1 protein-coding gene is annotated in these 1,943 nt (G+C 65.9%); it reads right to left on the reverse strand.

The genetic code is table 11. From position 1 onward, the window contains the following. Positions 1-323: 323 nt before the first annotated feature. A complete protein-coding gene (locus AC1D15_RS29515) occupies positions 324-1,463 on the reverse strand; it encodes a branched-chain amino acid ABC transporter substrate-binding protein (RefSeq protein ID WP_047507956.1) in 1,140 nt (379 codons plus the stop codon). Positions 1,464-1,943: the final 480 nt, after the last annotated feature.

Consider the following 1,943-nt stretch of genomic DNA (forward strand, 5'->3'; position numbering starts at 1 on the left):
GTCTACGAAGCGCGCTGGCGCGCGCCACCCCCGAAGCCGAKCTTCTCCGTCGCCCCAGAAGTCGCCCCCRCAGCCTGCCCCGGCCGCTCCGCCCACGAACCGCGAGTGTTCGTCGAGCTGGCCGAGCCGCGCAGCCCGGGTGACTACCCGGGCATCAATTCCCACTTGTTCGCTTGTCATAGCCGCAGGAGCACGGCGGTGGCTGCAAGGCGCGTGGGGGAGGCCGGCGCGCCACGGCCTCCCCCACGCGCCTTGCCGCACAGCACAACAAAAAAGGGACGCCTCGCGGCGTCCCTTCTGCATGGCAGTGAACGAAAGACCGATCAGCGCACCACGGCGATCTGCTCGCGCTTCTCACCCTTGTAGGTGAAGAGCGTCAGCGCGCCGTTCTTGACGTCACCCTTCTCGTCGAACGAGATCGTGCCCGTCACGCCCTTGTAGCCGTCGGTCTTGGCCAGCACCGGCAGGTACTTGGCCGGGTCGGCAGAGCCGGCCTTGACCATCGCGGCCACCATCACGTTGACGGCGTCATACACGTACGGCGAATAGATCTGCACCTCGGTGTTGAACTTCTTCTTGTAGTCTTCACGGAACTTCTCCATGCCGACCTTCTGCGTGCCTTCGACACCACCGGCTTCGGCGCAGACGACCTGGCCGTCACCCATCGCGCCGGCGGCCAGCTTCGGCAGCTCGCCCGAGCAGATGCCGTCGCCACCCATGAACTTGGCGTTGATGCCCAGCTGCTTCATCTGGCGGATCATCGGGCCGGCCACCGCGTCCATGCCGCCGTAGAACACCACGTCCGGGTTCTTCGACTTGATCTGGGTCAGGATGGCGGTGAAGTCGGTCGCCTTGTCGGTCGTGAACTGGTGCGAGACGGTCGTGCCGCCCGCGCCCTTGACGCCCTTCTCGAACTCGTCGGCCACGCCCTGGCCGTAGGCCGTGCGGTCGTCGATGACGGCGATCGACTTGCCCTTCAGCTCCTTGACCGCATAGCGGCCCAGCGTGCCGCCCAGGTGCACGTCGTCAGCCACCACGCGGAACGTGGTCTTGTAGCCGTTGCGGGTGTACTTGGGGTTCGTCGCCGACGGGCTGATCTGCGGAATGCCGGCGTCGCTGTAGACCTTGGAGGCCGGGATCGACGTGCCCGAGTTCAGGTGGCCGATCACGCCGTTGACCTTGGAGTCGACCAGCTTCTGAGCGACGGCCGTGCCTTGCTTCGGATCGCCGGCATCGTCTTCAGCCTGCAGCTCGAGCTTGACCTTCTTGCCGCCGATCGTCACGCCCTTGGCGTTCAGTTCGTCGATGGCCATGCGCGCGCCGTTCTCGTTGTCCTTGCCGAGGTGGGCAATGCCGCCGCTCGTCGGGGCCACGTGGCCGATCTTCACGACTTCCTGGGCGGACACCGCACCGGCGAACAGGGTGACGGCAGCAGCGACCAGGACATTGAGTTTGTATTGCATGCAAAAACCTCCGGGGTTTGGGAAAGACTGGATAACGGGTGAGGAGTCAGCCTCAGCGGGCGCAACGTTACCCCAAAAAAAACCGCCTCCATTGCGGGAATCCTCGGGTCTGGTTGCGCGATGTCCTCAAGGGATCAGGGGTTGGGCTCGCTGTGACATGGCGACACAACGAGCAAGTTCCGGGCCGCGTTGATAGGGTAAACGACAGCCCCCCAGTCGCTGCCGCTCCTGCCCCCGAGGGGCGCCACGCCAGGGGCCCGGCAAAGCCGGTTCCCCGGCGCGTTGCTTGAGGGGGTCTTCGCTGCGCTCGACCTATCGGCCGCCGCGGGTGCGCTGCAGCTCTTGCGCGACGGCGCGGGTGACGATCTCGCGCAGCGTCGTCGCGAGCTCGTTGCGGGTGTCCCGGATCAGCGAATCTGCGATGCGCGCGAGCGTCGGGGCCAGCAGTTCGCGCAGCTTGTATTCGAAGACCAGGTCGAG

This window comes from Rhizobacter sp. P2_H2 (assembly GCF_056403375.1).